This is a genomic window from Rhodanobacter sp. C06 (genome assembly GCF_002001105.1).
Classification (GTDB): domain Bacteria; phylum Pseudomonadota; class Gammaproteobacteria; order Xanthomonadales; family Rhodanobacteraceae; genus Rhodanobacter_A.
Map to the genome: position 1 here is coordinate 1 of NZ_MUNP01000030.1, position 23,446 is coordinate 23,446.

General features: G+C 64.2%; 18 protein-coding genes and 2 pseudogenes. 8 read left to right on the forward strand and 12 right to left on the reverse strand.

Going from position 1 to position 23,446, the window contains the following annotated elements:
* Positions 1-199 precede the first annotated feature (199 nt).
* Positions 200-566: pseudogene (locus B0E52_RS18270) on the reverse strand (transposase); the annotation flags it as partial.
* A 1-nt stretch (position 567) separates the two neighbouring features.
* A pseudogene (locus B0E52_RS18670) lies at positions 568-678 on the reverse strand (IS3 family transposase); the annotation flags it as partial.
* A gap of 158 nt (positions 679-836) precedes the next feature.
* Between B0E52_RS18670 and B0E52_RS02940 the strand changes: the two are divergent.
* Both B0E52_RS02940 and B0E52_RS02945 read left to right on the forward strand, forming a co-directional pair.
* Complete coding sequence (locus B0E52_RS02940; RefSeq protein ID WP_077481614.1) at positions 837-2,627, forward strand: DUF885 domain-containing protein; 1,791 nt, start codon at positions 837-839, stop codon at positions 2,625-2,627.
* Positions 2,628-2,648: 21 nt separating this feature from the next.
* Positions 2,649-3,170 carry a MarR family transcriptional regulator gene (locus B0E52_RS02945; RefSeq protein ID WP_254426683.1) on the forward strand — a complete coding sequence of 174 codons (522 nt, stop codon included), beginning with the start codon at positions 2,649-2,651 and terminating at the stop codon, positions 3,168-3,170.
* Positions 3,171-3,484: 314 nt separating this feature from the next.
* On the opposite strand, the gene cyoD is transcribed toward B0E52_RS02945, so the two are convergent.
* The 4 genes from cyoD to cyoA all read right to left on the reverse strand — a co-directional run bounded on the left by cyoD (position 3,485) and on the right by cyoA (position 7,533).
* Positions 3,485-3,865 (reverse strand): cytochrome o ubiquinol oxidase subunit IV, encoded by a 381-nt coding sequence (cyoD, locus tag B0E52_RS02950; protein WP_077481616.1) that lies wholly within the window; start codon positions 3,863-3,865, stop codon positions 3,485-3,487.
* Positions 3,862-4,488, reverse strand: coding sequence for a cytochrome o ubiquinol oxidase subunit III (gene cyoC, locus B0E52_RS02955; RefSeq protein ID WP_077481618.1), 627 nt, complete (start codon positions 4,486-4,488; stop codon positions 3,862-3,864). Before cyoC ends, cyoD begins: the two co-directional genes overlap by 4 nt.
* Positions 4,485-6,473, reverse strand: coding sequence for a cytochrome o ubiquinol oxidase subunit I (cyoB, locus tag B0E52_RS02960; RefSeq protein ID WP_217316656.1), 1,989 nt, complete (start codon positions 6,471-6,473; stop codon positions 4,485-4,487). The genes cyoC and cyoB overlap by 4 nt, the downstream gene beginning before the upstream one ends.
* 64 nt (positions 6,474-6,537) lie before the next feature.
* On the reverse strand, positions 6,538-7,533 hold the full coding sequence (gene cyoA / locus B0E52_RS02965) for a ubiquinol oxidase subunit II (protein WP_254426684.1): 996 nt from the start codon (positions 7,531-7,533) through the stop codon (positions 6,538-6,540).
* Between the two features lie 302 nt (positions 7,534-7,835).
* On the opposite strand from cyoA, the gene B0E52_RS02970 reads away from it, so the two are divergent.
* The gene (locus B0E52_RS02970; protein WP_174575534.1) at positions 7,836-9,092 is read left to right on the forward strand and encodes an MFS transporter; all 1,257 of its coding nucleotides are present in this window, start codon (positions 7,836-7,838) and stop codon (positions 9,090-9,092) included.
* 99 nt (positions 9,093-9,191) lie between these two features.
* Entirely contained in the window at positions 9,192-9,971 is a 780-nt protein-coding gene (locus B0E52_RS02975) for an SURF1 family protein (protein WP_168174115.1), read from the forward strand.
* 338 nt (positions 9,972-10,309) lie between these two features.
* Here B0E52_RS02975 and B0E52_RS02980 read toward each other — a convergent pair whose 3' ends face one another.
* The 6 genes from B0E52_RS02980 to rfbB form a co-directional block, all read right to left on the reverse strand.
* The gene (locus B0E52_RS02980; protein WP_077481622.1) at positions 10,310-11,122 is read right to left on the reverse strand and encodes a class I SAM-dependent methyltransferase; all 813 of its coding nucleotides are present in this window, start codon (positions 11,120-11,122) and stop codon (positions 10,310-10,312) included.
* Positions 11,123-11,489: 367 nt separating this feature from the next.
* On the reverse strand, positions 11,490-12,902 hold the full coding sequence (locus B0E52_RS02985) for a mannose-1-phosphate guanylyltransferase/mannose-6-phosphate isomerase (RefSeq protein WP_077481624.1): 1,413 nt from the start codon (positions 12,900-12,902) through the stop codon (positions 11,490-11,492).
* Between the two features lie 114 nt (positions 12,903-13,016).
* Positions 13,017-13,952, reverse strand: a complete 936-nt coding sequence (gene rfbD / locus B0E52_RS02990) for a dTDP-4-dehydrorhamnose reductase (protein WP_077481626.1) — start codon at positions 13,950-13,952, stop codon at positions 13,017-13,019.
* A 115-nt stretch (positions 13,953-14,067) separates the two neighbouring features.
* Positions 14,068-14,625 carry a dTDP-4-dehydrorhamnose 3,5-epimerase gene (rfbC, locus tag B0E52_RS02995; protein WP_077481628.1) on the reverse strand — a complete coding sequence of 186 codons (558 nt, stop codon included), beginning with the start codon at positions 14,623-14,625 and terminating at the stop codon, positions 14,068-14,070.
* On the reverse strand, positions 14,622-15,506 hold the full coding sequence (rfbA, locus tag B0E52_RS03000; RefSeq protein WP_077481630.1) for a glucose-1-phosphate thymidylyltransferase RfbA: 885 nt from the start codon (positions 15,504-15,506) through the stop codon (positions 14,622-14,624). The genes rfbC and rfbA overlap by 4 nt, the downstream gene beginning before the upstream one ends.
* The gene (gene rfbB, locus B0E52_RS03005; protein WP_077481632.1) at positions 15,503-16,552 is read right to left on the reverse strand and encodes a dTDP-glucose 4,6-dehydratase; all 1,050 of its coding nucleotides are present in this window, start codon (positions 16,550-16,552) and stop codon (positions 15,503-15,505) included. The genes rfbA and rfbB overlap by 4 nt, the downstream gene beginning before the upstream one ends.
* Before the next feature lie 183 nt (positions 16,553-16,735).
* Between rfbB and B0E52_RS03010 the strand changes: the two genes are divergently transcribed.
* Genes B0E52_RS03010 through B0E52_RS03025 form a run of 4 tightly spaced genes read left to right on the forward strand, consistent with a single transcriptional unit; the run spans position 16,736 to position 23,431 of the window.
* Positions 16,736-17,902, forward strand: a complete 1,167-nt coding sequence (locus B0E52_RS03010; protein WP_077481634.1) for a PLP-dependent aspartate aminotransferase family protein — start codon at positions 16,736-16,738, stop codon at positions 17,900-17,902.
* 21 nt (positions 17,903-17,923) lie between these two features.
* On the forward strand, positions 17,924-18,757 hold the full coding sequence (locus tag B0E52_RS03015) for an ABC transporter permease (protein ID WP_077481636.1): 834 nt from the start codon (positions 17,924-17,926) through the stop codon (positions 18,755-18,757).
* Between the two features lies 1 nt (position 18,758).
* The gene (locus tag B0E52_RS03020) at positions 18,759-20,162 is read left to right on the forward strand and encodes an ABC transporter ATP-binding protein (RefSeq protein WP_254426685.1); all 1,404 of its coding nucleotides are present in this window, start codon (positions 18,759-18,761) and stop codon (positions 20,160-20,162) included.
* On the forward strand, positions 20,159-23,431 hold the full coding sequence (locus B0E52_RS03025) for a glycosyltransferase (RefSeq protein WP_077481640.1): 3,273 nt from the start codon (positions 20,159-20,161) through the stop codon (positions 23,429-23,431). The genes B0E52_RS03020 and B0E52_RS03025 overlap by 4 nt, the downstream gene beginning before the upstream one ends.
* The last annotated feature ends 15 nt before the right edge of the window (positions 23,432-23,446 follow it).

Here is a 23,446-nt window from a genome sequence, read left to right on the forward strand (position 1 = left end):
CTGTTTGCGCTGGGCAACCTATGGATGGCGCGCGGGATACTGCTGCAACCGAGATAGGGTTGCTGCGTCCGCCGTGGCCTGAAAAGGCTGGCGGCGGCACGAAGAACATGGAATGGGGCTCGCGGGCGGGAGCATCTTGCCTGCCGCTGGCTCAAATACGCGCCGAGAGCATGAGGCGGTGATTGATCAGACCATCCTTAACTGCTTCGCGTAGCGGCTTGACCAGGCCATGCTTCTCTAGCAAGTGGCGGAACTTGCATACTGTCGTCTCCTCCGGCGCACCCTCACTCCGCAGGTCGATGCCCACGAACCGCCGCTCGCCGTCGAGTCGTACAGCGCCTCTTCTACCGCCGGATCGGGCAGTGCGTACAACTGCTGCAGGAAGTGAATGCGCAGCATCCGTTCTAGACCCACCGCACGCGACCGCCGCCGACCGGTTCTTTCGGATAGTGCCGCTCGATCGCCGCGCACGGTGCTGACCACGGCACCACCTGGTCCATCTCCGCCAAGAACATGTCGCGCCGCGTCGCTTTGCGGCGCCGCTCGAATCCGGCATCGCGCTGCATCGACCTTGTCAGGGCCGTTGTCCAGGCGCAGGCGTTGGGGCGCACCGCGTAGCTCCACCAACTCGTCCAACGCCCGGATCACCCGCAGAGACGGCAAACTGGTGTCGATCTCACACTGTGCCAGAGGTCAGTCTTGTCTGATTGTATAAGTGCTTATACATTTTGCTTCGCCGGCCGCGCCATGACCTGACCTGACCTGCCGAGCGATGGCCCATTCCAGTTGCCCTGTCACATAGAAAGGCCCGTGCGCCCCTCTACCAGGAGCTCCTTATGTACAAGTCACTCTCGCTCGGCGCGGCTCTCCTGCTCGCGCTTCATGCCGTGCCCGCACCCTGTCACGCTACTCCCACGGCACCACCCGCTTGGATCACTCGCAGCAACGATGCATCCCGTGTCTTGCTTGACGCAACCGGACCGTTCAGTCCCGAGGACGCGTCGGACTATGGCGACGCGCGGTTCGACACGCGTGTGGCAGATCTCCGGCCACGCGCCAGCGAGCGCCAAAAGGCGGCTTTGCTGGAGGCGCGCAAGGAATTGGAGCGCCGTCTGCATGGTGAGCAGGACGAAAATGTCCGCCAGGATCTGAACATCCTGATTGGACAGATCGACCTGCAGGTCGAAGGGATCGACCTCGACGACAAATACATGCTGCCGTTTGTCGACCTGGGCCAACTCGTATTCAACGGCGAGTTCGTCCTGCTGAAGGACGGAGTTGCCAAGGAACGGCACCCCGCAGCGCTCAAGCGGCTCGAATGCTATGCAGGAATGGCGCCAGGTTGCACTCCCATCACCAAGCTCGCTGAAGCCCAGACTGAGAGCCGCCTCGGAAACCGGACCCTGCTCGGGCCCTTCCGTGATGCCCTGACGGACCAGCTTGATAAACGCGAACGGTACATGGCCGGACTTCGCCAGCTCTTTAAAAAGAATCATCTGGAAGGTGCTGGTCCAGCGCTGAATGCCCTCGACCAGCAACTGCGGGACTACGACCGCTGGGCGCGGCAGACAGTGTTGCCACGCGCCAGGGCGGACTTCCGCCTGCCGGAGGCCGAATACGCCCATAACCTCAAAGTCGTAGGTTTGAACATCGATACACGCGACTTGATCCATCAAGCGATGGTCGAATTCGCCGAAACACGATCAGCCATGCAGGTGCTTGCCCCCGTGGTGGCCAAGGCGGAGGGTATCCAGGGAACCGACTACCGGGAGGTGCTCAAGGCGCTGAAGGCCAAACAATTGGACAAGTCCTCGGTTCTACCTACCTATCGGCGCGTGATCGCCCAGGTAGAGGCCACGATCCGAAAGCAGGGCATCGTAACGTTGCCCAAGCGCGAAATGGACGTTCGCATGGCGTCGGACGCGGAGGACGCGGCGATCCCCGCACCTCACATGGATCCTCCGCCATTCATCGGAAACAAGGGCGAGCACGGCACGTTCGTGCTGACCAGCGGGCACCAGGGAGGCGGCTCCAAGCAGACCTACGACGACTTCACGTACGAAGCGGCAGCCTGGACCATGACCGCCCACGAGGGGCGGCCCGGACACGAATTGCAGTTCGACGGGATGATAGAACACGGCGTTTCGCTGGCACGCGCCTTGTTCGCCTTCAACAGCGTAAACGCGGAAGGGTGGGCGCTCTATTCGGAAATGGAGATGCTCCCCTACGAACCGCCGGCGGGCCAGTTCGTCGCCTATCAGCTCCGTCTGTTGCGCGCAGCCCGGGCCTTCCTCGACCCCATGCTCAACCTTGGCATGATCACCCGCCAGCGCGCACACGATGTCCTGGTGCAGGACGTGGGTCTGTCCGAGGGACTGGCGCGTGAGGAGCTGGATCGCTATACGGCCGAATCTCCCGGGCAGGCGACCGCCTACTTCTATGGATATTCGCGTATCGTCCAATTGCGCGAGGCCACCGAACTGGCATTGGGAAACAAATTCAACCGAAAAGCATTCAACGACTTCCTGGTAAGCCTGGGGATGTTGCCGCCCGACCTCGTCGCCGAAGCAGTCCGTACGCAGTTCATCCCGGCCGCGGAACGGGCAACCCAGCAAACGTCCCATTGAAAGGCATTTAGGCAGTCGATCATGGCAACAAAGCGTCGCGCGGCAACCAGAGCTCACCACAACGACCTCTCCGGTCCCGGCCCGGCTCAGCCGGGCCTGGGCACGCAGCTGCGCCGCCTGGTCAACCACCTGGACAGCGCCGTCGAGGAAGCATACCGGCGGGCAGGGCTGGACTATCGCGCACGCTATACCCCAATCGTGCGCATGTTGATTGAGCAGGGGTCTTGCACGCTTCGGGAGATTTCCCAAAGCATCGGCATCAGCCATTCGGCAGTCAGCCAGACCGTGTCCCAAATGGCGAGCCGGCAATTGGTTGATGTTTGTTCGGCCACGGATGGACGCGAACGCCTCGTAAGCCTTTCGCCGCAAGCGAGGGCGCTCTTGCCGGACCTGGAACGCTGCTGGCGTGCGACAGCCAGAGCTGCCGCTTCCATCGACGCGGAACTGAGCTTTCCGCTCTCGACACTGTTAAACGAAGCACTCCAGGCGCTTGAGCGGCGCTCGTTCTCCACCCGATTGGCCAGCGCACCCCCGTCCGACTGAATGCCTTCGCCGTGCCTTGGCAAGTCTGTCTCGGGGGCGTGTTTTCCTATCATCAGAGGCCACGAGCGTCACTGGTAGGACCCGTGGCCTCCCCCTTGGATATCGGTGAGTTGGATCATCGACGGTGGGTCGGGCTGGTTAGCTCCCTGGCGCATCCAGATGCGGAGTCCGAGCGGTGATCCGGAGTCCTCTGGGATTGCGATGTAGGATTGGACTACCTTTTACCAACGACCACTTTGTCTCTGATCGCGGGAATCAAACGAAACGAGCCGGCATCTGCCGGCTCTTTTCGATTCAGGCTGCTGACTCGACGCTCAGCTATCCCCGCTGCGCTGATACTGCGGCGACATCGGCATCATGTTCGCGTTCTCGTTGTACATGACCCAGATGGAGGCGCCCAGCACGATCACCACCAGCACGATGGTGAAGATGAAGGCCATCATGTTCCAGCCGCCTTCCGAGTGCGTGTCGAGGTGCAGGAAATAGACGATGTGCACGAAGATCTGCACGATCGCGAGCAGCAGCACCAGGGTGATGGTCAGCCAGTGGCTGTCGAACACATGCCCCATCACCAGCCAGAACGGGATGATGGTGAGGATCGCCGCCAGCACGAAGCCGGTCAGGTAGCCGCGCAGGCTGCCCTGGTGCACATGCAGGGTGTCGTCCGCGTGGCCGGGAGAGGATGGATGGCTCATCGCAGCACTCCTGCCAGATAGACGAAGCTGAAGACGCCAACCCACACCAGGTCCAGGAAGTGCCAGAACATGCTCAGACACTGGAGGCGCCGGATGTTCGCTTCGGTGAGGCCGAACTTGCCCAGCTGCACCATCAGCACGATCAGCCACAGGATGCCGACGGAGACATGCAGGCCGTGCGTGCCGACCAGGGTGAAGAACGAAGACAGGAAGGCGCTGCGGTCGGGGCCGGCGCCGGCCTCGATCATGTCGTGGAACTCGTGCAGCTCCAGCCCCACGAAGCCCGCCGCCAGCAGGCCGGCCACCGCCAGCCACGCCAGCATGGCGCGCTTGCGCTGCCGCGCCATTTCCAGCATCGCGAAACCGAAGGTCACCGACGACAGCAGCAGCAGCGCCGTGTTCACCGCCAGGCCGGGCAGGTCGAGTATCTGGGCGGCCGACGGCCCACCGGCGTCGTTGGTGCCCAGCACGGCATAGCAGGCGAACAGCGAGGCGAAGATGAAGCAGTCGCTCATCAGGTAGATCCAGAACCCGAGCAGGGTTCCGTTGTGAGCGGGCGGCTCCTCGTGGCAGAGGAACGTCGAGGGTGCGCTACCGGCAGTATCGACAGCCGTACTGTTCATGCGCGTGCCCCTTGGGTTTCAGCTTGCCAATTGCCGGTGTGTTCGAACTCCCGTACCTCTTCTGCATGGATGTGGAAGTCGCGGTGGTAGTTGAAGGTGTGGGCGATGGCCGCGACGATGATGCCCACGAAGGACGCCGCCGCCAGCCACCAGATGTACCAGACCAGGCCGAAGCAGCAGAGGAAGGACAGCACGCCGATGACTGCGCCCGCTGCCGTGTTCTTCGGCATGTGGATCGGGTGGAAGCCTTCCAGCGGGCGCCGGTAGCCGTGCTTCTTCATGTCGGTCCAGGCGTCGCGCGCGTGGATGTTGGGAATGAACGCGAAGTTGTAGTCCGGCGGCGGCGACGAGGTGGACCACTCCAGCGTGCGGCCGTTCCACGGGTCGCCGCCCACGGCGTAGGCCTTGCGCCGCACGATGCTGACGTAGATCTGGATGATGAAGGCCAGGATGCCGAGCGCGATCAGCAAGGCGCCGAACGCGGCGACGATGAAATACGGCTGCAGGGCCGGGTTGTCGAAATGGCTGAGGCGGCGGGTCACGCCCATGAAGCCCATGATGTACAGCGGCGTGAACGCCACCCAGAAGCCCACCAGCCAGAACCAGAAGCTGGCCTTGCCCCAGGACTCGTCGAGCTTGAAGCCGAACGCCTTGGGGAACCAGTAGTTGACCGCCGCGAACACGCCGAACACCACGCCGCCGATGATCACGTTGTGGAAGTGCGCGATCAGGAACAGGCTGTTGTGCAGCAGGAAGTCCGCCGGCGCCACCGACAGCATCACGCCGGTCATGCCGCCGATGGTGAAGGTGAACAGGAAGCCCATCGTCCACAGCATCGGTACGGTGAAGTGCACGCGGCCGCGGTACATGGTGAACAGCCAGTTGAAGATCTTCACTCCCGTGGGGATGGAAATCATCATGGTGGTCAGCGAGAAGAACGAGTTGACGTCGGCACCCGAGCCCATCGTGAAAAAGTGGTGCAGCCACACCAGGTACGACAGGATCATGATCGCGACGGTGGCGTAGACCATCGACGAATAGCCGAACAGCGGCTTGCCCGAGAACGTGGGCACGACTTCCGAATACACGCCGAAGATCGGCAGGATCAGGATGTACACCTCCGGATGCCCCCACACCCAGATCAGGTTGATGTACATCATCACGTTGCCACCGAAGCCGCTGGTGAAGAAGTGGGTGCCGAGGTAGCGGTCCAGCGAGAGCAGCAGCAGCGTGGCGGTGAGCACCGGGAACGTCGCGATGATCAGTCCGCTGGTGCACAGCGCGGTCCAGCTGAATACCGGCATCTTCATCATCGTCATGCCGGGCGCGCGCATCTTCAGGATCGTGGTCACGAAGTTGACGCCGGTCAGCAACGTGCCCACGCCGGACAGCTGCAGGCCCCAGATGTAGTAGTCGACGCCGGGACCCTGCTGCAGTTCCGAGACGGGCGGGTAGCCCAGCCAGCCGGCGGTCGAGAAGTCGCCGACGAACAGCGACACCATGAACAGGATCGCGCCCCAGAACGTGAACCAGAAGCTCAGGTTGTTGAGGAAGGGGAACGCCACGTCGCGCGCGCCGATCTGCAGCGGCATCACGTAGTTCATCAGGCCAACGATGTAGGCCATCGCCACGAAGAAGATCATGATCGCGCCGTGCGCCGAGAAGATCTGGTCGTAGTGTTCCGGCGGCAGGTAACCCATCTGCGGGCCGAAGGCGTAGGCCTGCTGCGCGCGCATCATGATGGCGTCGGAGAAGCCGCGCAGCAGCATCACCGTGCCGAGGATCATGTACATGATGCCGAGCTTCTTGTGATCCACGCTGGTGAACCAGTCGTGCCACAGGTAACCCCACAGGCGCTTCTTCGTGATGTACCCGAGAATGGCCACGCCGCCGAGCGCCACCACGACCAGGGTGACGAGGACGATGCGGCCTTCGAGGTCGGGTTTCAGGAACGGCAGCGAGTCGAGCGTGAGCCGACCGAACAGGAAATCCCACACGGGCGCACGATGGGGCATGGCTTCGGGCATGGCTTGAATCTCCGCAAGCAGGTCAGTGCGCCGCCGCAGCCTGGGCGGGGACTGTTTTCCCGGTATCCACCAGCGAGGCGGCGCCGGCGTGCACAGGGGGTTCGTGCATGCCCTGCATGGGTGGCCCGGCGTCGGTCGACATCATCTGGCTCATGCACAACTCGCCGGGGTCGATGCAGCGATCGAGGATGCGCGTGTACAGGTCGGGCTCGAAGCGTGCGTAGTAGTGCACCGGTGCATCGCGCTCGGGCTGGCGCAGCCGGTCGTATGCCTTGGTGTCGAGTTCGCTGCCTTCGGCGCGGACCCTCGCCACCCAGGCGTCGAAGTCATGCGTGTTCATGCCCTCGAAGTCGAAGCGCATGTCGGTGAAGCCCGCGCCGCTGTAGTTGGCCGAGAATCCCCGGTATTGGCCCGGCTTGTTGATGACGGCGTGCAACACCGTCTGCATGCCGGGCATGGTGTAGACCATGCCGGCCAGCTCCGGCACGGAGAACGCATCCATCATCGCGTCCGAGGTCATCTTGAAGCGGATCGGCACGTCCACCGGCGCCGCCAGCTGGTTCACCGTGGCGATGCCGTACTGCGGATAGAAGAACAGCCACTTCCAGCGCAGCGACACCACGTCCACTTCCAGCGGCTTGGTGCCGGCGGCAACGGGTTGTCCCTTGGCCACGCGGTCGAGCGGACGATAGGGGTCGAGCTGGTGGGTGCCGATCCAGCTGATCGCGCCGATGGCGATGATGATAAGCAGCGGCCCGGCCCACACCACCAGCTCCAGCTGGGGCGAATGATCCCACTCGGCATCGTAGCGGGCCTGCTTGTTGGAGGCCCGGTAGCGCCACGCGACGACGCCGATCGCGATCAGCACCGGCACGATGATCAGCATCATGATGATCGTGGTGACGATCATCACGTCGCTTTGCTGGCGCGCCACGTCGCCGGACGGATCCAGCAATGCCAAGTGGCAACCGCCGAGCAGTGCAAGTGGCGACAACAGCAAGCCACGAAGACGTTTCACGGTCATGGGCGCGTGTGCATCAGGCAACGAGGTGCGCCTACACTACTCTTCAAGGGCGGGCCTATACTACCCCCGCAAAACCTGTTTTCCGACTGATTCGCCACGCCGGAGATCGGTCGGAGTTGCAAAGGGAAGTTGTGGTGGCCATGTGAATCGACCGCCGCATTGCGCGATGCCGCAGCCGGTCCGTCCGGCGACTTCATGCACGATCTCGCCAGGGAATTGCCATGCCAAGCAGCCACACCCAGTCGGTCCCAGGTTTGGTCGTGCCTGCGCATGACGGGAGTTCCCACGCGGATCAGATGACGCCGGGAGATCTCGCGGTCGGCGTGCTGGTCGGTCGCGTCAGCCAGTCCTTCGACTTCTTCGTGTTCGGCATCGGCTGCGTGCTGGCGTTCCCCGAGGTGTTCTTTCCCTTCGCCAGCCAGATCGATGGCGTCTTCTACTCCTTCGCGATCTTCGCGCTCGCCTTCATCGCACGGCCGCTGGGCTCGATGTTCTTCGTGGTGCTGCAGCGCCAGCTCGGCCTCCCCACCAAGCTGACCATCGCGCTGTTCCTGCTCGGCATGGCGACGGCCGGCACGGCCTTCCTGCCCGGTTACGCGACGCTGGGCTGGGCGGCCATCCTGGCGCTGGCGGTGTTGCGCTTCGGGCAGGGTTTCGCGCTGGGCGGCAGCTGGAGCGGGCTGGCTTCGCTGATGGTGCTCAAGTCGCCCAAGGAGCGGCGCGGCTGGTATGCGATGCTGCCCCAGTTGAGCGAGCCGATCGGGTTCATCATCGCGGCCGCGCTGTTCGCCTACATCTGGGCCAGCCTGTCGCATCAGGAGTTCGTCGACTGGGGCTGGCGCTATCCGTTCTTCGCGGCCTTCGCCATCAACGTGGTGGCCTTGTTCGCGCGTTTGCGCATGGTGGTCGCGCCCCGCTATGCCGAGCAGCTCAAGGAGCGCGATCTCGAACCGTCGTCGATGCGCGAGCTGGTGCGGTCGCAGGGCAACAACATCGTGTTGGGTGCCTTCGCTCCGCTGGCCAGCTACGCGATGTTCCACCTGGTGACCATCTTCGCGTTGTCATGGGCGTTGCTGTTCACGCGGCAATCGGTGGTCAGTTTCCTCGTGGTGCAGATCATTGGCGCCTTCGTGGCGCTGCCTTGCATGATCCTGTCCGGCCGCGTGGCAAACCGGTTCGGTCGCCGCACCACCCTGGCTGTCGGCGGCGTGCTGATCGCGGTCTACAGCGGCTGGACCGCGTTGTTGCTCGCCGGCGGTACCGCGAACAGCTACGTGTTCATCATCCTCGGTTACGCCTTGCTCGGCTTCACGCTCGCGCAGGCGGCCGGTGCGGTGAGTTCGAACTTCCGGCCGGAATTTCGCTACTCCGGCGCCATGATCACCTCGGATCTGGGCTGGCTGATCGGCGCGGGCTTCGCCCCGCTGGTGGCGCTGGCGCTCGCCCGCTATGCCGGGGTGCCTTACGTGGGCCTGTACCTGCTTTCGGGGGCAGTGGGCACGCTGGCCGCCTTGTGGATCAGCCGTCGCTCGGGTGGCTTGCCCAACGACTGATGCTTGCTCGGGCCCCGCCGCGGCATGATGTCGCTGATCGCGTGGCTGGCGTAGAACCTTCGGTGACGCGCGGCGTGCATGGTGCGATCATGCCGCGCCATGCCTGACACCCGAATCCCTTCCGACAACGATGATCGCCACGTGCGCGGCCCGCTGGCGCTGGGCCTGCTGGCCCTGCTCGGCCTCGTGTTGTTTGCCAGCTTCGTGGCGCTGGGCACTTGGCAGGTGCACCGGCTGGCGTGGAAGACGGCGCTGATCGCCCATGTCGACGAGCGCGTGCATGCGGCGCCCGTGCCAGCGCCGGGTCCGGCGGACTGGGCCGGCGTCACGGCGGCCAACGCCGAATACCGCCACGTTCGGCTCAGCGGCACTTGGCTCGGCGGCCGACAGACGCGGGTGTGGACGGCCACCGACGCCGGCAGCGGTTACTGGATCCTCACCCCGCTGCGCCGCGACGACGGCAGCATCGTGCTGGTGAACCGCGGCTTTGCGCCGGCGGGGTGGTGTGACCTCAAGGGTCATTGCCCGGCGCCGCCGACTGGTGAAGTCACGGTCACCGGCCTGCTGCGGATCAGCGAACCGTCCGGCCTGTTCCGCCACAACGCCCCCGCCAGCGACACCTGGTACACCCGCGACGTGGCGGCGATCGCGAAGGCGCGTGGCTTGGCGGACGTGGCGCCATACTTCGTGGATGCCGATGTATCCAGCGGTACAACCTGGCCGCGTGGTGGCATGACGGTGATCCACTTCCCCAACCACCACCTCAACTACCTGATCACCTGGTACGTGCTGGCGCTGATGGTGCTCGGGGCAGCAGGCTACGTGGCGCGCGACGAATACCGGCTGCGGCATCGGCGACGGCTCAAAGGCCCCGGTTGACCGGGAGCGATTGTCTCCCGATGCACGAAGAGTGGTGGTAGGACGCCAACTCCAATGACGGCAGGGCTCTGCAAAGAACACACTCGCTGCGGAATGCGGGGCTGATGGATCTAATCACCATGCCGCCATGCACGCAGTTGCAAGCTTCAGCAGGCCAAGGCGGAGCAGTCGCGACGACGATCGTGCAATTGTGTGTGGCGACAGGCAGAAGCGGGGGACATCGCTGTCTCTCCGCGACTTGGGCGCCCCGAGCGTTGCGAGTCGTCGTTGCTGCCGAGCGCGTGCGATGACCGAGTCATCGGCACGCAACCCTGGATCAACATACTCAAGATGGAAGATCAGGGGTCGCTCTTGGTTTTGCGACTGACCCGCGCGGAGAGGGGCACCGACCATTTTTGGGGCCAGTAAATGCCGTGGCGCAGATCGGACCCGCTATAGATGGTGATTTCATCGAAACCGGCTCTTGTCAGCTCATCCAGCATCGACGATTCAGAAAAAACCCGCATTTCCAGCGTGCTCCCGGGGCCGCCGTGGAAAATAAGGTCATCGAAATACTGCACCCTCCCGTCGCGCGTCGTGTTCTTCAGCTGATAACCCTTGGGCGTTTTCGTTATGGAATAGTCGTTCAGATCGGGAAAGTGTTCCTGTGTTGGAACCATCTCCTCGCCCGGGTGGCTGAACGGGACGGAGAAAATGAAGGCGCCGCCGGGCTTCAGTAGCTTTTTCGCATTTTCGAAGGCACGCGAAACCGGTGGCTCGACATGTTCGAATACGTCGGTGGAAACGACGAAATCCAGTGTCCCTTCCATGGATGGTTCAATATTGGTGATGTCGAGATGTGGCGCCTGGTGGTAATAAGTATTTTTGTAGGCTAGCCGATGGGCCAGCGGAATGGCATAGCCATCCCAGCAGCTCATGCCTATGCCGACAATATCAGGGCGTGGAGGGTTGATTTGCGAAATGCTCAGGCTGCGCCCGAACAATTCAGTTGTGAGAATCTGGATGATGGAGCGCATCCGGACCGTGGAGCCACATTTGCCGCACGTCGAAGCTTCACGAGTTAGTTCGCTTAAAGCCACCTCGTTCTGCATGTCGCAAATATTGCAATGGAAAGCGAATGGCTCGTCAGGGCGGTGATGCGCTGCTGTCATGTTCAATGTACCCCTTACCCTCTATGGTGCTCTATGGTGCTGAACCATGATGGTCGCATGGTTTTATGGCCGTACTTCGAGATTCTGGCTGTGCGGTTGTGATCATGTCAACGACCATGAACTGCACACGTACCCAACTGGACTGCCACTGGCCATTTTCGTTGAGCAACCTGGCAAGAAGGGAGCGCTTGCTCGTGTTGTATTGCTTCGTGGACTCAACGGTATGCGAGCCAAAACCAGATGTACGATCGATGCTGCCTTTCATGTGTTCAACCACCCACTTGCACATGTCACGACGTCACTTTTTGCAAAGTCCGTATGCTGAGTCGCCAAGGCCGGACTTGGTCGAGCCAGGAGCGGGATCGCGTCAGGCGCGACCGTACACGTCGTCGTAGCGCACGATGTCGTCTTCGCCGAGGTAGCTGCCGGACTGCACCTCGATCAGCTCCAGCGCCACCTTGCCGGGGTTGCGCAGGCGGTGCTTGCTGCCGAGCGGGATGTAGGTGCTCTGGTTCTCGCCGAGCAGGAACACCTTGTCGTCGCAGGTGACCTCGGCGGTGCCGGAAACCACGATCCAGTGCTCGGCGCGATGGTGGTGCTTCTGCAGGCTGAGGCTGGCGCCGGGCTTCACCACGATGCGCTTCACCTGGAAACGTTCGCCCGCCTCCAGCGAGTCGTAGCTGCCCCAGGGGCGGTGCACCACGCGGTGGAAGGAGTGCTCGCTGCGGCCGGCGCGCTTGAGCTGTTCCACGATCTTTTTCACGTCCTGCGCGGCATCGCGATGCGCAACGAGGGTGGCATCGGGTGTGGTGACCACCACCAGATCGTCCACGCCCACGGTGGCGACGAGATGGCGGTCGTGCGAGCGCAGCAGCGAGTTGCGCGTGTTCACCGCGAGCGTGTCGCCTTCGCGCAGGTTGCCGTCGGCATCACGCTCGCCGGCCAGCCACAACGCCGACCAGGAGCCGATGTCGCTCCAGCCGCAGCTCACCGGCACCACTGCGGCGCGCGTGGTCTTTTCCATCACCGCGTAGTCGATGGAATCCTCCGGCACCTTGGCGAAAGCGTCCTTGTCCACGCGCACGAAGTCGAGGTCGGCATGGGCGGCGGCATGCGCGGCGCGCACGGCGGCCAGCATCGCGGGCGCGTGCGCCGCCAGCTCTTCGAGATAGCGGTCGGCGCGGAACAGGAACATGCCGGAGTTCCAGTCGTAGCCGCCATCGGCGAGATACCCCTCGGCGGTGGCGAGGTCGGGTTTCTCCACGAAACGTTCGACGCGGAACGCGCCTTCGCCCAGCGCCTCGCCGCGGCGGATGTAGCCGAAGCCGGTCTCGGCGCGGTCCGGGCGGATGCCGAAGGTGGCCAGCCAGCCCTGCCTGGCCAGTGGCAGCGCTTGCGTTACGGCTGCGGTGAAAGCGGCGGTTTCAGTGATCAAATGGTCGGCGGGCAGCACCAGCAGCAGCGACTCGGGGTCGCGCTTCAACGCCTCCAGCGCGCCCAGCGCGATCGCCGGCGCGGTGTTGCGTGCCAGCGGCTCCAGCACCACGGTGCCGCCTTCGATGCCGGCTTCCAGCAACTGCTCGGCGGCAAGAAAGCGGTGGTCCTCGCTGGCCACCACGATCGGCGCCGCCACCTCGGGCAGGGCGCGCGTGCGCGCGACGGTCTGCTGGAACAGCGTGCCGTGGCCGGCCAGCGACAGGAACTGCTTGGGCAGGTTCCGGCGCGAGACGGGCCACAACCGGGTGCCGCTGCCGCCGCTGAGGATCAGGGGAATGAGCATGGTGGATCGACCTTTGTTTGCCTGCGTTTCGCGGCTTGCCGCAGGAGCGCACCCTGTGCGCGAATGAACTCGCGAAGAGCGTCATCGCGCACAGGGTGCGCTCCTAGAGAGATGTCAGGCGCGCTGGTGCACGAGCGCATCCAGCACGTCGTTCAAGCCGCTTTGCCAATCGGGCAAAGCATAGCCGAAGCGCTGCTGGAAGCCGGTGTTGTCCAGCACCGACCAAGCCGGTCGTTTGGCTGGCGTGGGGTAGTCGGCAGTGGTGATTGCCGCCACGCGCGGAGCGCGCGCGATCAACCCGCGCTCGACGGCGCCGGCGAAGATCGCCTCGGCGAAGCCGTGCCAACTGGTGTGGCCGCTGGCGACCAGATGGTGGGTGCCCTCCAGCTCACGACGTTGCGTGGCGTCGGCAGCTTGCCAGGCATCGAGCGCGGCCAGCGTGCCGGCCACGATCAGTGCCGTACTGGTGGGTGCGCCGACCTGGTCGGCCACCACGCGCAGCTCGTCGCGCTCGGCGCCCACGCGCAGCATGGTGCGCAGGAAGTTCTGGCCGTGCGGCGCATATACCCAGGCGGTACGGAAGATGAAATGCGCAGCCCCGCTGCTGCGCAACGCCTGCTCGCCGGCGAGCTTGCTGCGGCCGTAGGCGCCCAGCGGCGCGGTGGGCGCGTCGACGGGGTAAGGTACGGTGGCCGCGCCGTCGAACACGTAGTCGGTGGAGTAGTGGATCACCAGCGCGCCGTGCGCGGCAGCCCAGCGACTGAGCACGCCCACGGCTTCGCCGTTGACGCGGGTGGCCAGTGACTCTTCCTGTTCGGCGCGATCCACCGCGGTGTAGGCGGCAGCGTTGACGATCACGTCGGGGCACAGACGGTCGAGCAGGGTGGGCAAGCTGTCCGGTACGGCGAGATCGGCGGTCCCGATGGTCGCGCCATCAAAGCGGTTGCCGTCGCGGCTGGCAGTGACGAGTTCGCCACGCATCGCCAGTCCGCCATCCTCGACAAAGCTGCGGCCGAGCTGGCCGTTGGCACCGAGCAACAGGGTTTTCATGTTTACCTCAAACCATCATCGTCATCCCCGCGCAAGCGGGGATCTCGTGCCTTGGCGTCGCCAAGCATTGCAGGCACTGGATCCCGGCCTTCGCTGGGATGATGGGCAAGAAAGCCTAGGCCGTGTACACCGGCAAGCGCTCTGCAGGCACCTCGGCCAGCAGCGGCGTCTTGCCATCCTTGTCCGACAGCAGCGGCTCGCTGATCGGCCAGTCGATGCCCAGTGCCGCATCGTTCCAGCGGATGCCGGCATCGGCCTTGGGGTCGTACAGCGCGGTGCACTGGTAGCTGAAGGTAGCGAACTCGGAGACCACGCAGAAGCCGTGCGCGAAACCTTCCGGCACCCAGAAGTGGCGGTGATTCTCCGCAGTAAGCATCACGCCGACCGATTGCCCGAACGTGGGCGAGCCGTGGCGGATGTCCACCGCCACGTCGTACACCTCGCCCTCCAGCACGCTGACCAGCTTGCCCTGCGGGTTCGGCCACTGATAGTGGAGGCCGCGCAGCACGCCGCGCGCGGAGCGCGACACGTTGGACTGCACGAACACATGGTCGATGCCGGCCTCGCGGTACTTCGCCTCGTTGTAGCTCTCGTAGAAGAAACCGCGGGCGTCGCCGAACACCTGGGGTTCGATCACGAGCGTGCCGGGCAGGCGGGTCTGGATCACTTTCATCGCACGGGGCCTTGCGTGGTCAGCTGCTGCAGATACTGGCCGTAGCCGGTCTTGGCCAGCGGTGCGGCCAGCGCCAGCAGCTGTTCGCCGTTGATCCAGTCATTCAAGTAGGCGATCTCCTCGGGGCAGCAGACCTTGAGACCCTGGCGGTTCTCGATGGTCTCGATGTAGTTGCCCGCCTCCATCAGCGACTCGTGGGTGCCGGTGTCCAGCCAAGCGAAGCCGCGGCCGAGCTGTTCCAGGTGCAGCGAACCGTCGTCGAGGTAGCAGCGGTTGAGGTCGGTGATCTCCAGTTCGCCGCGCGGCGAAGGCTTCAGCGCCGCGGCGTAGTCGCAGACGCGGGCGTCGTAGAAGTACAGGCCGGTGACGGCGTAGTGCGACTTCGGCTGGGCGGGTTTTTCCTCCAGCCCGATCACGCGGCCCGAAGCGTCGAACTCGGCCACGCCGTAGCGCTCCGGATCCTTCACCCAGTAGCCGAACACGGTGGCGCCGTGGTCGCGCGCGACGGCGCGCTTCAGTCGCTCGGTAAAGCCGTGGCCGTAGAAGATGTTGTCACCCAGCACCAGGCAGCTGGGCTGGCCGGCGATGAAGTCGCGACCGATGGTGAAAGCCTGCGCCAGTCCGTCCGGCGAGGGCTGCACGGCATAGCTGATCTCGATGCCCCACTGCGAGCCGTCGCCCAGCAGGCGCTGGAACATCGCCTGCTCGTGCGGGGTGTTGATCACCAGCACCTCGCGGATGCCGGCCAGCATCAGCGTGGCCAGCGGGTAGTAGATCATCGGTTTGTCGTACACCGGCAGCAGCTGCTTACTCACCGCGCGGGTGATCGGGTGCAGCCGGGTGCCGGAACCGCCGGCGAGAATGATGCCTTTCGTGCTCATGCGCCCAGCCTCTCCATGCGGTAGCTGCCATCCAGCACGCGTTGCACCCACGGCTGGTTGGCGAGGTACCAGTCCACCGTGGCGGCGATGCCGGTTTCGAAGGTCTGCGAGGGCTTCCAGCCCAGCTCGCGCTGCAGCTTGCTGGAGTCGATCGCGTAGCGGCGGTCGTGGCCGGGGCGGTCCTTCACGTAGGTGATCAGCGACTCGCGCTTGCGGCCATCGGCCAGCGGCCGGCGCGCGTCCAGCAGCGCGCAGATCGTCTTCACCACGGTGATGTTGGTGCGCTCGGCGTTGCCGCCCACGTTGTAGGTCTCGCCCATGCGGCCGGCTTCCAGCACACGGCGGATCGCCGAGCAGTGGTCGCCCACGAACAGCCAGTCGCGGATGTTCAGGCCGTCGCCGTAGACCGGCAGCGGTTCGCCGGCCAGCGCCTTCGCGGTGACCAGCGGGATGAGCTTTTCGGGGAACTGGAACGGCCCGTAGTTGTTCGAGCAGTTGGTGGTCAGCACCGGCAAACCATAGGTGTGGTGGAAGGCGCGCACCAGGTGGTCGGAGGCAGCCTTCGACGCTGAGTAGGGCGAGTTCGGCGCGTACGGCGTGGTCTCGGTGAAGCTGCCGGTTTCGCCCAGCGAGCCGTAGACCTCGTCGGTGGAGACGTGCAGGAAGCGGAAATCATCGCGCGCGGCCCCTTCCAGGCCGCGCCAGTAGTCGCGGGCGCATTCCAGCAGGCCCAGCGTGCCCACCACGTTGGTCTGCACGAACTCGGCGGGGCGGTCGATGGAACGGTCCACGTGCGATTCGGCAGCGAAATTCACGATCGCGTCGGGCCGATGCTCGGCCAGCAGCTTCGATACCAAGGCACGGTCGCCGATATCGCCCTGCACGAACACCTGGCGACTGTTGTCGTCCAGCGTAGCCAGGGTGTTGAGGTTGCCCGCATAGGTGAGCTTGTCGAGGTTGACTACGGTGAGGCCGTCGGCTACCGCCTGCAGCACGAAGTTCGCGCCAATGAAGCCGGCGCCGCCGGTGACGAGGAGGGTTTGCATGGGGCGCGCGATCCGTGTGGCGACAAAGTTCCATTTTTGCATGCTCTTCCCGTGACTCAAATACGCCGGCAAGCGGCGCTCGAGGCTTGGTTAAGGCAAATGCCGGTCTCACGGGTACAATGCACGATCCTTTCACGCGGCAGCTGGTCATTGGCAGCTGTCGCCCAGCACGGTTGCTTGTCCATGCCCAAGAAGACGCCTGCCGCCAGCCACGGACTCGGAACCCGCGCGATCCACGCCGGCCAGCATCCCGATCCCTCGACCGGCGCGATCATGACGCCGATCTACGCCACCTCCACCTACGTGCAGGAGAGCCCGGGCAAGCACAAGGGCTACGAGTACTCGCGCACGCAGAATCCTACGCGCATGGCCTACGAGCGCTGCGTGGCGGATCTGGAAGGCGGCGTGGCCGGTTTCGCGTTCGCCTCCGGCTTGGCGGCCGCGGCCACCACGCTGGACCTGCTGGATTCCGGCAGCCACGTGATCGCGATGGACGACCTCTACGGCGGCAGCTACCGTCTGTTCGAGCGGGTGCGCCGGCGCTCGGCGGGGCTGGATTTCAGCTTCATCGACCTGAACGACATGGCGGCGCTGAAGGCCGCGCTGAAGCCGAACACGCGGATGATCTGGGCCGAGACGCCCACCAACCCGATGCTGAAGCTGGTCGACCTGGCCAAGGTCGCCGCGTTCGCGAAGAAGCACGGCCTGATCCTGGTGGTGGACAACACGTTCTGTTCGCCGATGGTGCAGCGGCCGCTGGAGTTCGGCGCGGACCTGGTGCTGCACTCGGCCACCAAGTACTTGAACGGCCACTCCGACATGGTGGGCGGCATCGTCGTCGCCAACAGCAAGGAACTGGCCGAGCATATGGGCTTCCTGCAGAACTCGGTGGGCGCCGTGGCCGGCCCGTTCGATGCCTTCCTCGCCATGCGCGGCCTGAAGACCCTGCACCTGCGCATGCGCCAGCACTGCGCCAGTGCGCTGGAACTGGCGGGCTGGCTGGACAAGCATCCGGCCGTCGAGCGGGTGATCTACCCCGGCCTGAAGAGCCACCCGCAGCATGCATTGGCGAAGCGCCAGATGCATGGCTTCGGCGGCATCATCAGCATCGAAGTCAAGAGCGGTTTGAAGAAGGCACGCCGCATGCTGGAGCGTTGCGAACTGTTCGCGCTGGCCGAATCGCTCGGTGGTGTGGAAAGCCTGATCGAGCACCCGGCCATCATGACCCACGCCTCGGTGCCGCCGGCGAACCGCAAGCGGCTGGGCATCAGCGATGCCTTGGTGCGACTGTCGGTGGGTGTGGAGGACATCGCCGACTTGCGTGCCGAGTTGGCCGGGGCATTGGGCTAAGGTCGGGGCGGGGGCAGTCACTTGGATTCTCGCATTGCCACTACTGCGTCGACATCGACGTCGGGGCCGTTCAGTGCGCTTGGCGCGTATCGGTCGCTGACGATCGAGTTGGCCAAACGTGATGTGCTGGGGCGATATCGTGGCGCCAGTTTCGGGCTGTTGTGGTCGCTGATCAGCCCGTTCCTGATGCTGATGGTGTATTCGTTCGCATTCGGCTTCGTGATGAAGTCGCGCTGGCCGCAAGGCGAGCACGGGCATGCGCACTATTCGGTGATCCTGTTCGTCGGGCTCATCGTGCACGGTTTTTTCGCGGAGTGCCTCAACCGATCCCCAGTCCTGATCACCAGTAACGCGAATTTCGTCAAGCGAGTGATCTTTCCGCTGGAAATCCTGCCTTGGCCGATGGTGGCTTCGGCGTTGTTCCACACGTTGATGAACTTCGTGGTGTTCCTGTTGCTGCACGCGGTGCTGGACCACGCCTTGGCGTGGACCACGATCTTTCTGCCGCTGGTACTGCTGCCCCTGGTGCTGCTGACGCTGGGAGTGTCGTGGTTTCTCGCGGCCATCGGAGTCTATCTGCGCGATGTAAACCAGATCACCGGCGTGCTGGCAACCGCCATGCTGTTCCTGTCCACGGCGATGTTTCCGATCGATGCGCTGCCGCCGCAATACCGTTGGCTGCTGATCGCCAATCCGCTTACCTTCATCATCGACCAGGCGCGTGCCGTGGCGCTGTGGGGGCAATTACCCGATTGGGTCGGGCTGGGCATTTATACCGGCTGTGCGCTCGTGATGGTTTATCTGGGGTACGGCGTGTTCCGCCTGACCCGGCGGGGGTTTGCCGATGTCATCTGAGTTGGCCATCCGCATCGAGGGGCTGAGCAAGTCGTTCCCCATCTATGACCAGCCGATGCACCGGCTCTATCAGATGTTGTCGCCGCGCAAGCACAAACAGCGCTGGTACCGGCAATTCCAGGCGCTGAACGGCATCGACCTGAGCGTGCGCAAGGGCGAAACACTTGGCGTTGTCGGACGCAATGGTTCGGGAAAATCCACGTTGCTGCAGGTCATCTGCGGCACCCTGACGCCTTCCGCGGGCGAGGTACAGGTCAACGGGCGCATCGCCGCCTTGCTGGAACTGGGGGCGGGCTTCAATCCCGAATTCACGGGTCGCGAGAACGTGTTCCTGTACGGCACCGTGCTCGGGTTGACCCGGCAGCAGGTGCAGGAGCGGTTCGACGAGATCGCCGCGTTCGCGGATATCGGCGAATTCATCGAGCAGCCCGTCAAGAACTACTCCAGCGGCATGTACGTGCGACTTGCGTTCGCGGTGGCCATCAACGTGACCCCCGACATCCTGGTCGTGGACGAGGCATTGTCAGTGGGGGACGAGGCGTTCCAGCGCAAATGCTTCGCGCGCATCAATCGCATCCGCGACGACGGCGCTACGGTGCTGTTCGTTTCGCATTCCGCCGGCATCGTCACGCAACTGTGTGATCGCGCGGTGCTGCTGGAGCGTGGCGAGCTGCTGTCGAACGGGTCACCCAAGTTCGTGGTGTCCCGTTATCACAAGATGCTTTACGCACCGCTGGATCGGCTCGAGGCGATCCGGGAAGCCATCCGCATGGAGAAGGAGGGGTCGGATCGACCCGTTTCCGCGACCTTGCCGAGTCTGTCGGCAACCGACCGGGAAGATGCGAAGCTGGTGTCTGACGCTGGCCGCACTTCGACGGCGTCATCGGGATCAGCGTCGCGCGGCTGGTATGACGATGGCCTGGTGCCGAAGAGTACGGTGCGCTACGACACCCGTGGCGCGCGGATCGCCGCACCGCACATCGAAACACCCGACGGGCGCAAGGTGAATGTGCTGCACGCGGGTGACGAGTACGTTTATGTCTTCCAGGTGCATTTCCAGGAAAGCGTCGGTGGCGTGCGTTTCGGCATGCTGATCAAGACACTGACCGGCCTCGAACTGGGTGGCGCGGCCAGCAGCCTGCCGCAGGACTCCCTGGCACTGGTCGAGGCCGGTCGCACCGTCGAGGCGCGCTTCCGCTTCCGCTGCCTTCTGGATGGAGGCACCTATTTCTGCAATGCGGGAGTGTTGGCGCGGATCGCGGAAGAGGAGACCTACATCGATCGCCTGATCGATGCGGCGATGTTTCGTGTCATGCCACAGCCGGAGCGCCTGGCCACGGGCTATGTCGATTTCTGTGTCAGTCCGGATATCGCCGTGGTGGACGCTGGCAAGGTGAGCGCATGAAGCAAGCAGGGCGTGAAGGCAGGCAGGCGCTGCTGGTTGCAGGAATGCATCGCAGTGGAACATCCGCATTGACCAGGGTGCTCGATTTGCACGGGGTGTCTCTCGGCTCGGAGCTCCTGGAGGCGGCCGCCGACAACCAGGCGGGGTTCTGGGAAAATCGGCGTGTGGTGGATTTTCACGAACGCCTGCTCGGCGTGCTGGGCTCGAGCTGGGACGATCCGCGCGAACTGCGCCACGATTGGGTTGACGTGGCGGTATCCGCCGGCCACCTCGACGAACTGGTCGAGTTGCTGGACAGCGAGTTTGGCGACGCAGACATCTGGGCAGTCAAGGACCCCCGCCTGTGTCGAGTGTTGCCGCTGTGGCGGATGGCCCTTGATCGTCTGCAAATCGCACCGAAACTGATTTTCAGCCTTCGCGATCCCGGCGAGGTGGTCGGCTCACTCAGGCAGCGCAACGGCTTGTCCGCGGCGACGGGGGCACTGTTGTGGCTGCGGCATCTGGCGGAACCCGTGCAGGCATCGCTCGATTTGCCGCATTGTGCGATCGGTTATCACGAATTGCTGGACGATTGGCGTGGCTGCATGGCGCGCCTTGCTTCGACCCTGGGGATTGTCTGGCCGGTGTCGTCGTCCGAATGTGCGGCTGCGGTGGATGGGCATTTGCGAAGCGATCTGCGCCACCAGGAAGCGGCGTCGACGCGGGAACTGCTTCCTGCGGCATGGCGCGAGTTGCTGCTGAACGTGCATGCCGAGGCTCAGGCCGTGGCACGGGATGGCGGGGACTGGGGCGTTTTTGCAGCGACGCTGCAAGGTGCATTGGATCAGTTCGCGTTTGCACGGCCGCTCATCGCCGATCTGCAGCCCGCTTCCGTTGGGGAGCGGCTGCGCGAGCGGCTTGCAGAAACGGATCGTGCCAAGGCGGCCTATCAGGCGGAAGCCGCGCGCCTGTTCGCCGCGAGTGCCGAGGCGCAACAGCAGACAATGGAGGCGGAGCACAGATGTCTGGAGGCGGAGCGCAAACAGCAAGAGACGGAGCATGCGCTGGAAATTGCCCGCATCAAGCAGGTCGAGGCGCAGGGTGAGATCGTCAAGCGCAACGCCCGGATTGCCGCACTTGAGCAGGTGAAGGCCGAGCTGGAACAGATCAAGGCCAGTCGTTCCTGGCGCTGGACGCGGCCGCTCCGCTTCGTGTTGCGCACGTTGCGCCACCGTGGCATCAGCCAGGAGGATCGGCGCCGATTAGGCTGGCGACAACCCGCTCATGGCATCGTGTCGGCCGGCATGCCCGCGACCGGCTCGGCGTCTGCGGTGCAGACCCCATCGTCGCAGCTCGACCCAGTGACGAACGGCGTGGCGGCGGGCTCTGTATCCTCGCCGGATATCCAGCTCGCACCGCAGGTGCCGAACCAGCGTGATTTCTTCCTGTGGGCGGTCATCGACTGGCATTTCCGCATCCAGCGGCCGCAGCACCTGGCGCGCGAACTGGCCGCGGCCGGGCATCGGGTGTTCTACGTCTCGAACAATTTCATCGATCGCGCAGAGCCTGGCTTCAGTGTCGAAGCCCTGGATACCGATGGCCGTCTCTTCCAGGTGCACATGCACCTCGCTGGCAGTCCGGTCATCTACCATGCGGCTCCGGACGAAACGCAACGCGAGCAACTGCGTGCGGGCATCGGCCTGCTGCTGGCCTGGACGCGCAGCCGCTCCTGCGCCTCGCTGGTGCAGCATCCGTACTGGCTGGAAACGGCCCGGGTACTACCGAACCAGCGCCTGGTCTACGATTGCATGGATCATCACGGCGGCTTCGCCGACAACACGCAGGACGTGCTGGCGCGCGAGAACGAGCTGATGCGAGTCGCCGATCTGCTGGTGGTGACCTCCGACTGGTTGCAGCGCGAAGCGGAGCACCACAACCCGCACAGCCTGATGGTGCGCAACGCCTGCCAATACGAACACTTCTGCCGGCAACCGGCGGAGGTGTTTCGCGATTCCCGTGGCCGCCGGGTGATCGGCTACTACGGCGCGATCGCCGAGTGGTTCGACCTGGATCTGCTGGAGAAGGTGGCACGCAGCCATCGGGATTGCCTCGTGCTCATGGTGGGCGCCGACACGTGCGGCGCGCAGCAGCGGCTGCAGCATCTGGACAACGTCGAGTTCACCGGCGAGGTGGCTTACGCCAGGCTGCCGTATTACCTCTACGGTTTCGACGTCTGCCTGCTGCCGTTCCAGGTCATTCCGCTCACTCTCGCCACCAACCCGGTGAAGGTCTACGAATACCTGAGCGCCGGCAAGGACGTGGTCTCGATCGAGCTGCCTGAAATCAAGCAGTTCGGCGACCTGGCGCGCACCGGTACCGACCATGACGGCTTCCTTTCAGCGCTGGATACGACGCTGCGCGCGCCTGCCGACCCGCAGCTCGTCGCGCGCAGGCGGGAGTTCGCCGCCGAACAGACCTGGGCGCACCGCGTGCGCGACTTGGCCCAGGGCGTCGATGCGCTGCCGCAGCCCAAGGTCAGCGTGGTCGTGGTGACCTACAACAATCTCGACCTTACCAAGGTCTGCCTCGATAGCCTCGACCGCTACAGCGATTACCCCAACCTCGAGTTGATCGTGGTCGACAACGCCTCGGCAGACGAGACACCCGCGTACCTGCGTGCCTGGGAGGCAGCCGGCAGTAACCGGCATGTCATCCTCAATCCGGACAATCGCGGCTTTGCCGCCGCCAACAACCAGGGCCTGGCCGCTGCCACGGGCGAGTACCTGGTGATGCTCAACAACGATACCCACGTCACGCCCGGCTGGGTGGCCACCCTGGTGGGCCACCTGCAACGCACGCCGACGCTGGGCATGCTGGGTCCGGTCACCAACAACATCGGCAACGAGGCACGCATAGACATCCGCTACAACGACATGGAGCAGATGCTGCAGGCCGCCGCCGACTACACGGCGCGCCATGCGGGCCAACTCACGACACTGCACACGGCGGCGTTCTTCTGCGTGGCGATGCCGCGCGGTGTCTACGAAAAGGTGGGGGAGCTGGACGAAGCTTTCGGCATCGGCATGTTCGAGGACGACGACTACTGCCGCCGCGTGCAGCAGGCCGGCTGGAGCATTGCCTGCGCCGACGACGTGTTCATCCATCACCACCTGTCCGCCTCGTTCAACAAGATCAAGCAGGAAAAGCGCCAGGCGATGTTCGAGCAGAACAAGGCGATCTACGAGGCGAAGTGGGGCACGTGGGAGCCGCACAGGTACCGGCAGTCGTAGACCGGTACGCTCCGC